This window comes from Pseudomonas sp. PA-1-3F (assembly GCF_021609665.1).
In the GTDB taxonomy this organism is placed as follows: Bacteria; Pseudomonadota; Gammaproteobacteria; order Pseudomonadales; family Pseudomonadaceae; genus Aquipseudomonas; species Aquipseudomonas paracarnis.
The window spans coordinates 1-11645 of the sequence record NZ_WJZD01000001.1 but is presented as its reverse complement, the minus strand read 5'-3'; the positions used below and the strand labels follow the sequence as shown (position 1 = coordinate 11645).

The following is an 11645-nucleotide window of genomic DNA, read 5'->3' as shown; positions in this document are numbered from 1 at the left end:
ACACATGAACGGCGCATCGCTTCGTCATCAGCCCCCACAAGCACCGAGCCGCAAGCCGGTGCCACGGGGTGCAAGCCGAATGGTGGCTAAAGAGCCGATGTCGGCGCGCCTGCCAAAAGCCAACTTTGGTTTTATCAAGGCGCTGTTCTGGCCGGTGCTGCTGGTGGTGCTGGGCTTTGGCACGTACGAAGGCGCGCAGCGTCTGTTGCCGTATGCCGACCGGCCGATCACCAAGATCAGCGTGCAGGGCGACTTGAGCTACATCAGCCAGCAAGCGGTACAGCAGCGCATCGGCCCATACCTGGCGGCGAGCTTCTTTACCATCGACCTGGCCGGCATGCGCTCGGAGCTGGAACAGATGCCGTGGATCGCCCACGCCGAAGTTCGCCGAGTATGGCCGGACCAGGTCACGATTCGCCTGGAAGAACAACTGCCCGTGGCCCGTTGGGGCGATGAAGCGCTGTTGAACAACCAGGGCCAGGCGTTCACTCCGCGTGAGCTGGCCAACTATGAACACCTGCCGCAGCTGTTCGGGCCGCAGCGGGCGCAGCAGCAAGTGATGCAGCAGTACCAGGCCTTGAGCCAGATGCTGCGGCCACTGGGCTTCTCCATTGCACGCCTGGAATTGCGTGAGCGGGGCAGCTGGTTTTTGACGACCGGGGCAGGCAGTTCCGGCCCGGGCATCGAGTTGTTGCTGGGACGCGACCGCTTGGTGGAAAAGATGCGCCGCTTTATTGCCATCTATGAAAAAACCTTGAAAGAACAGATTACGAACATTGCGAGCGTCGACCTGCGTTACGCCAACGGCCTGGCCGTCGGCTGGCGTACACCGGCTGCGCCCACGGCAGCACAACCCGCTGTCGCGAAGAATTAAGAAGAGGCAGGACCCATGGCAAACGTGCAAAGCGGCAAAATGATCGTCGGTCTCGATATCGGCACCTCCAAGGTGGTGGCGCTGGTGGGCGAGGTCGGGGAAGACGGCGCGATCGAAATCGTCGGTATTGGCACGCATCCGTCCCGGGGCCTGAAGAAGGGCGTGGTGGTGAACATCGAGTCCACCGTGCAATCGATCCAGCGCGCCATCGAAGAAGCGCAGCTGATGGCCGGTTGCCGGATTCACTCGGCGTTCGTCGGCGTGGCTGGCAACCACATCCGCAGCCTGAACTCCCACGGCATCGTGGCGATCCGCGACCGTGAAGTCAGCTCGGCCGACCTTGAGCGCGTCCTCGACGCTGCCCAGGCCGTGGCGATCCCGGCGGACCAGCGCGTGCTGCACACCCTGCCGCAGGACTACGTGATCGACAACCAGGAAGGCGTGCGCGAGCCCCTGGGCATGTCGGGCGTTCGCCTGGAAGCCAAGGTCCACGTGGTGACCTGCGCCGTCAACGCCGCACAGAACATTGAAAAATGCGTGCGCCGCTGCGGCCTGGAAATCGACGACATCATTCTCGAGCAGTTGGCCTCGGCCTACTCGGTCCTGACCGACGACGAAAAAGAACTGGGCGTGTGCCTGGTGGACATTGGCGGCGGCACCACCGACATCGCGATCTTCACCGAGGGTGCGATCCGTCACACCGCCGTGATCCCGATTGCCGGCGACCAGGTCACCAACGACATCGCCATGGCGCTGCGCACACCGACCCAGTACGCCGAAGAAATCAAGATCCGCTACGCCTGCGCCCTGGCCAAGCTGGCCGGTGCCGGCGAGACCATCAAGGTGCCAAGCGTGGGTGATCGTCCACCTCGCGAGCTGTCGCGCCAGGCCCTGGCCGAAGTGGTCGAGCCACGCTACGACGAACTGTTCACCCTGATCCAGGCTGAACTGCGCCGCAGCGGCTACGAAGATTTGATCCCGGCCGGCATCGTGCTGACCGGTGGCACCTCGAAGATGGAAGGCGCGGTCGAGTTGGCCGAGGAAATCTTCCACATGCCGGTGCGCCTGGGCGTGCCCCATGGCGTGAAGGGCCTGGGCGACGTGGTGCGTAACCCGATTTATTCCACCGGTGTGGGCTTGCTGTTGTACGGGCTGCAAAAGCAGACCGACGGCATTTCCCTGTCGGGCCCGAGCATCCGTGACAGCTACCGCAGCGACGACGAGGCGAAAGCGCCATTGTTCGAGCGGCTGCAGGCTTGGGTAAAAGGCAATTTCTAAAGATTTACCGCGACACCGCAACACCCGCAATAAGCAGTAGGCGAAAAAACTAGAGAAAATGAAAGGAGAGGGAACATGTTCGAACTCGTAGACAACATCCCCGCTAGCCCGGTTATCAAAGTAATCGGTGTCGGCGGTGGCGGCGGCAACGCTGTCAACCACATGGTCAAGAGCAACATTGAAGGCGTTGAGTTCATCTGCGCCAACACTGATGCCCAGGCGCTCAAAAGCATCGGCGCCCGGACCATCCTGCAATTGGGCACCGCGGTGACCAAAGGCCTCGGCGCTGGCGCCAATCCGGAAGTCGGCCGTCAAGCCGCCCTGGAAGACCGCGAGCGTATTGCCGAAGTGCTGCAAGGCACCAACATGGTGTTCATCACCACTGGCATGGGCGGCGGTACCGGTACCGGTGCGGCCCCGATCATTGCCGAAGTGGCCAAGGAAATGGGGATTCTGACCGTTGCTGTCGTGACGCGTCCGTTCCCGTTCGAAGGCCGCAAGCGCATGCAGATCGCCGACGAAGGTATCCGTCTGCTGTCTGAAAGCGTCGACTCGTTGATCACCATCCCCAACGAGAAACTGCTGACCATCCTGGGCAAGGATGCCAGCCTGCTGTCCGCCTTCGCCAAGGCTGACGATGTACTGGCCGGTGCCGTTCGCGGTATCTCCGACATCATCAAGCGCCCAGGCATGATCAACGTCGACTTTGCCGACGTACGTACGGTCATGAGCGAAATGGGCATGGCGATGATGGGCACTGGCTGCGCCAGCGGTCCGAACCGTGCACGCGAAGCCACCGAAGCGGCCATCCGCAACCCGTTGCTCGAAGACGTGAACCTGCAAGGTGCACGCGGCATCCTGGTGAACATCACCGCCGGTCCCGACCTGTCCCTGGGTGAGTACTCCGACGTGGGTAGCATCATCGAAGCCTTCGCTTCCGAGCACGCCATGGTCAAAGTCGGTACCGTTATCGATCCGGACATGCGCGATGAGCTGCATGTAACCGTGGTTGCTACCGGCCTGGGTGCAAAAATCGAGAAGCCTGTGAAGGTCATCGACAACACCCTGCACACCAGCCAGGCCAGCCAGGCAGCTGCCGCTCCAGCCCCTGCTCGCCAGGAACTGCCGTCGGTCAACTACCGTGACCTGGACCGTCCGACCGTGATGCGCAACCAGGCTCAGGCCGGTGCTGCGGCGTCCCGTAGCCCGAATCCGCAAGATGACCTGGACTACCTGGACATCCCGGCATTCCTGCGTCGTCAGGCCGATTAATGGAATGTATCAGGGCTATGAAGGTGATTGGTGTTCAGCAAAGGTCTGGTCTGCTATTATCGCCAGCCTTTGTTGATACCAGTTCGCAATTTGCGCTGAAGCGGTCCAAGCCATGATTAAACAACGCACCCTGAAGAATATTATTCGTGCCACAGGTGTAGGTCTGCACTCCGGGGAGAAGGTATACCTGACCCTCAAGCCTGCACCTGTCGACACCGGCATCGTGTTTGTGCGTGCCGACCTGGACCCTGTGGTGCAGATTCCTGCTCGCGCGGAAAACGTTGGCGAAACCACTATGTCGACCACATTGGTCAACGGTGACGTCAAAGTGGACACGGTGGAGCACTTGCTCTCGGCCATGGCTGGCCTGGGCATCGATAACGCCTACGTCGAGCTCTCCGCGTCCGAAGTCCCGATCATGGATGGCAGCGCTGGCCCCTTCGTATTCTTGATTCAATCTGCCGGCCTGGAAGAACAGGACGCAGCCAAGAAGTTCATTCGCATTCTGCGGGAAGTGACAGTAGAAGACGGCGACAAGCGCGCCACCTTCGTCCCGTTCGAAGGCTTTAAAGTGAGCTTTGAGATCGATTTCGATCACCCGGTATTCCGTGACCGCACCCAAAGTGCAAGCGTGGATTTTTCCAGCACTTCGTTCGTAAAAGAAGTCAGCCGCGCCCGCACCTTTGGTTTCATGAGTGACATCGAGTACCTGCGCAAGCACAACCTCGCACTCGGCGGCAGCGTGGAAAACGCCATTGTGGTCGACGCGGATGGTGTACTGAACGAAGACGGCCTTCGCTATGAAGACGAATTCGTGAAGCACAAGATCCTCGATGCAATCGGTGACCTCTACCTGCTGGGCAATAGCCTGATAGGCGAGTTCAAAGGCTTCAAGTCGGGCCACGCCCTTAACAACCAGCTGCTGCGCAAGTTGATTGAGCAGACAGACGCTTGGGAAGTCGTGACCTTCGAAGATGCCAGCACCGCACCGATCTCTTACATGCGTCCCGTTGCGGCGGTGTAAGTAACAACTCTCTTTCTTTAGTTTTGAAAGGCTACCTTCGGGTGGCCTTTTTTTATGCCCGACGAAGATCCAAATGTGGGAGCTGGCTTGCCTGCGATAGCGGCCTGCCAGTTAGCTTATAGGTAGCTGACCCACCGCCATCGCAGGCAGCCAGCTCCCACACCTGACCTCATCAGTTTGAGGTTTTTGAAACATCCACTATCCGGTTACGGCCGCTGTGCTTGGCCTGATACAACGCCTGGTCAGCCTTGAGCAGCAGGTCTTCAAGGGAGATACGGCTGTGCTTCTGCCAGGTACTCAGTCCGATGCTCACAGTGATCGGTTGCTCATCCCCGGCCACTCTCGGCAAGTGCTGGACCCCCTTGCGGATATGCTCGGCGATCACCCACGCGCCCTTGGCGTCGGTATTGGGCAGCACCACCGCGAACTCTTCACCGCCATAACGCGCCGCCAGGTCGGCAGGGCGGCGGATATGGCTGGCGATCACATGCGCGACTGCACGCAACGCCTCATCGCCGCCCTGGTGACCATGGCGGTCGTTGAAGGCCTTGAAGTGGTCCACATCGATCATCAGTACGCTCAACGACTCGGTGGAGCGTTGTGCCCGGTCCCATTCCAGCCGCAAGCGTTCGTCCAGCGTGCGACGGTTGGCCAGGCCGGTAAGGGCGTCGGTGGCTGCCAGTTCTGACAGCACCTGTTCAGCCCGATGGCGGCGGCGCAACTCCATGCACAGTGCCCAAGTCAGCCACAACAGGCCCACGCACAACACTCCGGTCGCGATGCTGACCAGCCACGCCGCACGCCGCCAGGGTGCGAACATTTCATCGCTGGACAAGGCCACCGCCACGATCAGCGGCAAGTTGCCCACATTCGAAAAACTGTAGAGCCGTGCCTGGCGATCGACACTGGAGATACTTTGGAAGCTGCCGTCCCGTTCGCGCAGCATGCGCGCCACATTCGGGCGCTGGCTCAGGTCCTTGTCGACGATATCTGCTTCCAGCAGAGGCTCTTGCGCCAGCAGGATGCCTTGGTGGTTGAGCAGGTTGATGGTGCTGTTGCTGCCGATGTTCAAGCTGCTGAACAACTGATGAAAGTACGACAGGCGCATGGACGCGACCGCCACTCCCAGGAAACGCCCATCCGGTGACGAAACGCGACGGCTGAACGCGATGCGCCAGGGGTCGGCACACTGGCAGCGCGCCATGAACGGGCGGCTGATATACAAGCCCAGGTCGGGGTTGGTGCGGTGCGCCTGAAAATAGTCCCGATCGGCAAAGTTACCCAGCTTTGGCGTGAGCAGGGACGAATCGGCAATCACCTCGCCGGCCGGGTCCAACAGCAGGATATCGCCCTTGTAGGGCGCCGCTGCGGAACGATCAAACAGCACCAAGTGCCTGATGCTCTCTGAAACGTCTTGCAGGTCGGTGCGCTCGGTGGCGCTGATCAAGCCTTTGAGGGCCATGTCGTAAAGTTCGACATTGCGCAGCACATCAGCGTCGATCAATTGAGTGATGGTGTTGGCGGTGCGCTTGGCCGTCTGCAGGGTGTTGGCATGTTCACGAATCAGCAGCGCAGTGACGACCCCCACGATCAGCAACACCGTGAGCGTGCTGCCCAGGATCAGCAGGCGCTCCGGGCGGCGGTTAGGGCGGGTAGGGCTTGAACTCATCAGGCACACTTCTGCATTGAGAATGCCCTTAGCGTAGTAGCAACTCTTAAATATGGCTGTAGGAGCGAGCTTGCTCGCGAAAAACTCACAGACGCCGCGTTTATTCAGGAAGCACGCGTTATCGTTAACGTTTTTCGCGAGCAAGCTCGCTCCCACCTGTACTCAGAACACGTTGATCGGGTAATCCACGATCACACGGTATTCATCCACATCGCGGTCCACTGCAGAGTAGCCATTGCTGCCGCGATTGGTCGCCCATTGCAGGCGCACGGCCAAGTCCTTGGCCTTGCCGCCCTGCACCACATATTTCAGGTCGATATCGCGCTCCCAGTGCTTGGCGTCCTTGCCATCGGCGCTGTACCAGTTGCTGTAGCCACGACTGTTGGGGTCGACCTTGGTCAGGTCGGTCTTGCCGCTGATGTAGGACACGGCGGACGTCAGGCCGGGCACGCCGAGGCCGGCGAAGTCGTAGGCGTACTTGAGCTTCCAGGAGCGCTCGTTGGGCCCGTTGAAATCCGAGTACTGCTGGGAGTTGTCCAGGTACACGCTGTCGCCCTGGGTGATGTAGTCGAACGGCGTGTTGCCATTGACCCGCTGATAAGTCGCCGTGACGCTGTGGTTGCCCACGCCCACGGTGAAATGCAGGCTGTAGGTGTTGTTGTCGATATCCCCCAGCAGCGATTGGCCGGTGTCCTGGGTATGGTAGTAGTGCAGGCCGGGCGTCAGGCTGACCAGGTTGTTCAGGGCATAGGTGTATTCCAGGTCGTAGTAATACTGGTGCCAGACGTCCTTGAGTTCGGAGGCGTACAGGTTGCTGGTCAGCCCCTCGATCCCGCTGAACGACACGCCAGCCCAGTCCAGATGCTGGCTGTCGGTGTTGGCGGGCAGTGTGCCGTAGCTGGTGCCGATGCGCCGATGGCCGCTCTGGTTGTAGAGCTTGGTAAAACTGGCCTGGCCACCTTCGATCATCCAGCCGTCAAAGCTGTGGTTGGTCAGGCTCACGCCACGGAAAGTCTGCGGCAACATGCGCGTCATGCCGCCGGCGATCACCGGGTTGTTGAGGAACAGGTCGCCGGCTTTCAGTTCGGTGTCGAAGGCGCGCAGCTTCAAGGTGCCGCCAGCCGTCGAGAACGAACCCGGCGCTTTGCCGTTGCCGCTGCCATACGGAAGGATGCTGGAACCATCCGTACCACCACCGCCGTCGAGCTTGAGGCCGAGCATGGCATTGACGTCCAGGCCGAAGCCGACGGTGCCCTGGGTGTAGCCGGATTCGAAGGTGCCGATAAAGCCCTGGCCCCATTCCTTGCTGTCATCGGTATGAATATCGCGCCGGTCGCGGTTCATGTAGTAGTTGCGGGTGTTGATCGTGAGGTGTGAACCCTCGACGAAACCTTCGACGGGCGGGGCGTCTGCCGCGTGGGCAAGGGGGATGATCGTTGCTGCGATTGCGAGGAATAACGGGGTGAACGTCAGCGAGTTCTTCACCGGTGGAGCTCCTTTGGTCAATCATGAACGGCCAGTGTCGTGGGGGTGTGCCCGGCCTTTTTTCACGGCAAAAAAAAGCCGCTGAAGTCAGCGGCTTTAAGACAGATTCCCAGTGTAGAGCCCTGGAAATAAGTCGAGGGAAATTCGGGTGAGTGGTCAGCTGCCTTTGCCGTCGCGCATCATCGATGCGTCAAAGTAACGCAGGCGAGCGGTGCGATACAGAGTGTAACAAGATAATAACTATTGCCCAAACCGCAACAGTGAGGGCCATGGGATCTTCTGTGGGAGCTGGCTTGCCTGCGATGCAGACACCTCGGTATGCCAGGCCTACCGTGGTGATGCTATCGCAGGCAAGCCAGCTCCCACATTTTGACCGAGTTGTTTAGATCGGCAGGGTGATACCAAACGTATTGCCACCGCCTTCACTACGCACAAACACATCCCCCCCATGCATCAACGCAATCGCCTTGACGATGGCCAGCCCCAGCCCATGATTGGCCCCGCTGTTGCTGCGCGATGCATCCACCCGATAGAAGCGTTCGAACAGGCGTGGCAAGTGTTCGCTGGCAATGACCTCGCCGGGGTTGGTCACGCCAATCGTCACCTGGTGTGCCTGCACTTCAATGTGCACGTCGATGACGTGCCCCGGCGCCGTGTGTTGCACGGCATTGCTCAGCAGGTTGATCAGTGCGCGACGCAGGTGGGCCTTTTCGATCTGCACCACGGCATCGCCGTGCACGCGCACTTCGACCTGGGCGTCTTCGAGGATGAAGTCCAGGTAGTCGAGGGTGGTGGCCACTTCATCGGCCAGGGCGCTTTCGATCAGCTTGGTGGCCTTGCTGCCCTGGTCGGCGCTGGCGAGGAACAGCATGTCATTGATGATCGAGCGCAGCCGTTCCAGTTCTTCCAGGTTCGATTGCAGCACCTCGAAATACTGCTCCGCCGACCGACCGCGAGTGAGGGCCACCTGGGTCTGGCCGATCAGGTTGGTGAGCGGCGAACGCAGTTCATGGGCGACGTCGGCGTTGAACGATTCCAGGCGCGAATACGCCTGCTCGACACGGTCGAGGGTGGCGTTGAACGAATTGACGAACTGGCTCAATTCCGGCGGCAGCGGCGACAGGTGCAGGCGCCCGGAGAGTTTCGGCGGTGCAAGCTTTTGCGCCTCATCCGAGAGTTTGCCCAGGGGCTTGAGGCCGATACGCGCGACCCAGAACCCCAACAGTGCCGCCAGTACCACACCGACCAGCGCCAGGCTGACCAATGCCACCAGCAAGTGATGCTGGGTGGCGCGGAAGTTCTCCGTGTCGATGGCAATCATGAAGCGCAGCGCCGGGCGCTGGTCCTTGGCTGCAAACTGGCTGACCAGCACCTTGAAGGGATAATCGTGACCCGGCAGGCGCAGGTCGCGCTTACCCGTGGCGCCCTCGGCAAAGGCACGAATCTGCGCATCCGGCTCACCGTATTCGTAGCTCGGGTCGCTGCTGACCACCCAGAAACGGATGCGCTTGTCTTCTTCCCCCAACAGCTTGAGCTTGGACCTGATCTTGGCCCAATGCTCCGGCGTGCCGAAGCGATTGATCGACGACTCCAGTACGCTGTAGCGCGCATCCAGCTCGGCACCTGGCAACAACCCCAGGCCACGGTCGACCTGCTGGTACAGCGCGCCGCCGATCAACAGAAAGATCAGCAGCGCCACCAGGGTGAACATGCCACTCAGGCGCAGGGCGATGGAATTAGCGACCACAGTGGTTTCCCTGCATGCGATTCTCCAGCACATAGCCCATGCCACGAATGGTGTGCAGCAGCTTGTGTTCGAACGGCCCGTCGAGCTTGGCGCGCAGACGCTTGATCGCCACTTCCACCACGTTGGCGTCGCTGTCGAAATTGATGTCCCAGACCATCTCGGCAATCGCAGTCTTGGACAGGATCTCGCCCTGGCGCCGCGCCAATACGCTGAGCAGCGAGAACTCCTTGGCGGTCAGGTCCAGGCGCAGGCCGTTGCGGCTGGCCTTGCGACTGATCAGGTCGATCCACAGGTCTGCGACGGTGACCTGCACCGGTTCGTGGCCGCCGCTGCGGCGGGTCAGGGCTTGCAGGCGGGCCACCAGTTCCAGGAACGAAAACGGCTTGCCCAGATAATCGTCGGCGCCTTCGCGCAGGCCGCGGATGCGGTCTTCAACGCGCTCCCGAGCGGTGAGCATGATCACCGGCGTCTGCTTGCGGGCGCGTAAGGCACGCAACACACCGAAGCCATCCAGGCCGGGCAGCATCACGTCGAGCACGATCACGGCGTAATCGTTTTCCAGCGCCAGGTGCAGGCCCTCGATACCTTCCCGGGCCACATCGACGGTGTAGCCTTGCTCGGTCAGGCCGCGGTGCAGGTAGTCCGCGGTTTTTTCTTCATCTTCAATAATCAGGACGCGCATGACCGCCTCAGTGTGTGGTCGCCAGCGTCAGCGCTGGTTTGGGCCTGTGGAAAAAACGTTCAAGGTACAAGTATATGACCGGCGTGGTGAACAGCGTCAGCGCCTGGCTCACCAGCAAGCCACCGACCACCGCGATGCCCAGCGGCTGGCGCAGTTCCGCCCCAGGGCCTGCGCCGAGCATCAACGGCACCGCACCGAGCAACGCGGCAAGGGTGGTCATGATGATCGGCCGGAACCGCGTGACGCAGGCTTCATAAATCGCATCTTCGGGCGGCAGCCCGCGTACCCGCTGCGCCTCCAGGGCGAAGTCGATCATCAAGATACCGTTTTTTTTCACGATGCCGATCAGCAGCACCAGGCCGATCAAGGCCATGATCGAAAAGTCCTGTCCCAGCAGCCACAGCATGATCAGCGCACCGAGGCCCGCCGAGGGCAGGGTGGAAATGATCGTCAGCGGGTGCGCAAAACTCTCATACAGCACACCCAGGATAATGTAGACCGCTACCAGCGCCGCGAGGATCAGCCAGGGTTGGCTGGCCAGCGAGCTCTGGAACGCCTGGGCCGCACCCTGGAAGTTGCCGATGATTGTGCTCGGCATCCCGATTTCGTTCTTGGCCTGGTCGAGCATGATCACTGCGTCGCCCAGGGCCACGCCGGGCGCGAGGTTGAATGACAGGTTGGCGGCGGGGAACATGCCGTCATGGCTGATGGACAACGGCCCGACTGTGGGCGGGTCGACTTTGGCCAAGGCCGACAGCGGCACCATTTCATTGGTCAGTGGCGAGCGCAGGTAAAAATAGTCGAGGCTTTCGGCCTTGCCGCGCTGTTGGCTGTCCAGTTCAAGTATCACTTGGTACTGGTTGATCTCGGTCTGGAACTCGTTGATCTGGCGCTGGCCGAAGGCGTCGTACAACGCCTGGTCGACATCGGTGGCGGTCAGCCCGAAGCGCGCGGCGGCCTGACGGTCGATGCTGATATGGGTGATGCTGCCGCCCAGTTGCAGGTCGTTGGACAGGTCGCGAAACGCCCGGTTGGCGCGCAGTTTTTCGGTGAGGCGCTGGGTCCAGGTGTTCAGCGTCGGGCCATCGTTGCTCTTGAGCACGTATTGGTACTGGGCGCGGCTGGGGCCGGAGCTCAGGTTGATGTCCTGGCCGGCGCGCAGGTACAGCACGATGCCCGGCACCTTCGCCAACTGCGGGCGGATGCGGTCGATGAACTGGCTGGCGGACACATCGCGCTCACTGCGGTCTTTCAAGGCGATCCAGAAGCGGCCGTTGGCGATGGTCTGGTTGCTGCCGGTAACGCCCACCGAATGGGAAAACGCCTGCACCGCCGGGTCGGCCTTGACGATCTCGGCCAGGGCCTTGTGCTTGGCGACCATGTCCTTGTACGACACATCGGCCGCCGCTTCGCTGGTGCCGAGCACGAAACCGGTGTCCTGCACCGGGAAGAATCCCTTGGGAATGAACACATAGCCGACCACCGCCAGGGCCAGGGTTACCACGAAGATCGCGGCCATGCTGCGTTGGTGCGCCAGGGCACGGCGCAGGTTGCGCGCATAGCCGGCCAGCAGGCGTTCGCTGAAGCTGGGTTTGGCGTGGGCAGGGTGGGTAG

General features: G+C 61.0%; 9 protein-coding genes. 4 read left to right on the top strand and 5 right to left on the bottom strand.

The features are described 5' to 3' along the window. Nucleotides 1-4 precede the first annotated feature (4 nt). From GIV26_RS00045 to lpxC, 4 genes are all read left to right on the top strand, one after another. Entirely contained in the window at nucleotides 5-874 is an 870-nt protein-coding gene (locus GIV26_RS00045; protein WP_019816943.1) for a cell division protein FtsQ/DivIB, read from the top strand. Between the two features lie 15 nt (nucleotides 875-889). After that, nucleotides 890-2152: a cell division protein FtsA gene (ftsA, locus tag GIV26_RS00040; protein ID WP_003188682.1), complete on the top strand. Its 1263-nt coding sequence runs from the start codon at nucleotides 890-892 to the stop codon at nucleotides 2150-2152. A 75-nt stretch (nucleotides 2153-2227) separates the two neighbouring features. Continuing rightward, the gene (ftsZ, locus tag GIV26_RS00035) at nucleotides 2228-3424 is read left to right on the top strand and encodes a cell division protein FtsZ (protein ID WP_003188685.1); all 1197 of its coding nucleotides are present in this window, start codon (nucleotides 2228-2230) and stop codon (nucleotides 3422-3424) included. A 112-nt stretch (nucleotides 3425-3536) separates the two neighbouring features. Further along, nucleotides 3537-4448 (top strand): UDP-3-O-acyl-N-acetylglucosamine deacetylase, encoded by a 912-nt coding sequence (gene lpxC, locus GIV26_RS00030; protein WP_003171886.1) that lies wholly within the window; start codon nucleotides 3537-3539, stop codon nucleotides 4446-4448. Between the two features lie 172 nt (nucleotides 4449-4620). Here lpxC and GIV26_RS00025 read toward each other — a convergent pair whose 3' ends face one another. The 5 genes from GIV26_RS00025 to GIV26_RS00005 all read right to left on the bottom strand — a co-directional run. Continuing rightward, the gene (locus GIV26_RS00025; RefSeq protein ID WP_181123744.1) at nucleotides 4621-6117 is read right to left on the bottom strand and encodes a GGDEF domain-containing protein; all 1497 of its coding nucleotides are present in this window, start codon (nucleotides 6115-6117) and stop codon (nucleotides 4621-4623) included. Between the two features lie 162 nt (nucleotides 6118-6279). After that, nucleotides 6280-7602 (bottom strand): OprD family porin, encoded by a 1323-nt coding sequence (locus GIV26_RS00020; protein ID WP_236279293.1) that lies wholly within the window; start codon nucleotides 7600-7602, stop codon nucleotides 6280-6282. A 382-nt stretch (nucleotides 7603-7984) separates the two neighbouring features. Beyond that, nucleotides 7985-9349: a heavy metal sensor histidine kinase gene (locus GIV26_RS00015; RefSeq protein ID WP_054898816.1), complete on the bottom strand. Its 1365-nt coding sequence runs from the start codon at nucleotides 9347-9349 to the stop codon at nucleotides 7985-7987. Beyond that, nucleotides 9339-10031, bottom strand: a complete 693-nt coding sequence (locus GIV26_RS00010) for a heavy metal response regulator transcription factor (RefSeq protein ID WP_127880829.1) — start codon at nucleotides 10029-10031, stop codon at nucleotides 9339-9341. The genes GIV26_RS00015 and GIV26_RS00010 overlap by 11 nt, the downstream gene beginning before the upstream one ends. A 7-nt stretch (nucleotides 10032-10038) precedes the next feature. Continuing rightward, nucleotides 10039-11645 (bottom strand): efflux RND transporter permease subunit (locus tag GIV26_RS00005; RefSeq protein WP_236279292.1); only part of this gene is annotated, 1607 nt, incomplete at its 5' end.

Coding starts and splice junctions, on each gene's coding strand:
- GIV26_RS00045 (WP_019816943.1), top strand. CDS start 5: ATGAACGGCGCATCGCTTCGTCATCAGCCCCCACAAGCACCGAGCCGC.
- GIV26_RS00010 (WP_127880829.1), bottom strand. CDS start 10,031: ATGCGCGTCCTGATTATTGAAGATGAAGAAAAAACCGCGGACTACCTG.
- ftsZ (WP_003188685.1), top strand. CDS start 2,228: ATGTTCGAACTCGTAGACAACATCCCCGCTAGCCCGGTTATCAAAGTA.
- ftsA (WP_003188682.1), top strand. CDS start 890: ATGGCAAACGTGCAAAGCGGCAAAATGATCGTCGGTCTCGATATCGGC.
- GIV26_RS00025 (WP_181123744.1), bottom strand. CDS start 6,117: ATGAGTTCAAGCCCTACCCGCCCTAACCGCCGCCCGGAGCGCCTGCTG.
- lpxC (WP_003171886.1), top strand. CDS start 3,537: ATGATTAAACAACGCACCCTGAAGAATATTATTCGTGCCACAGGTGTA.